The organism is Herbidospora sp. NBRC 101105, from assembly GCF_030269205.1.
In the GTDB taxonomy this organism is placed as follows: Bacteria; Actinomycetota; Actinomycetes; order Streptosporangiales; family Streptosporangiaceae; genus Herbidospora; species Herbidospora solisilvae.
Genome location: NZ_BSSX01000036.1, coordinates 1 through 262, shown reverse-complemented (window position 1 = coordinate 262; position 262 = coordinate 1). Strand labels below are relative to the sequence as shown.

The window sequence follows — 262 nt, the reverse complement described above, 5'->3', positions numbered from 1 at the left end:
GACCCCATGAAGTCGGAGTCGCTAGTAATCGCAGATCAGCAATGCTGCGGTGAATACGTTCCCGGGCCTTGTACACACCGCCCGTCACGTCACGAAAGTCGGCAACACCCGAAGCCCGTGGCCCAACTCGCAAGAGGGGGAGCGGTCGAAGGTGGGGCTGGCGATTGGGACGAAGTCGTAACAAGGTAGCCGTACCGGAAGGTGCGGCTGGATCACCTCCTTTCTAAGGAGCACTGATCTGGCAGGCGCAAGCCTCCAGGTC

The 262-nt window shown here is 60.7% G+C and carries 1 rRNA gene; it reads left to right on the top strand.

The window, feature by feature from the left end:
* Positions 1-223, top strand: a 16S ribosomal RNA gene (locus QSK34_RS37690); the annotation flags it as partial.
* Between the last annotated feature and the right edge of the window lie 39 nt (positions 224-262).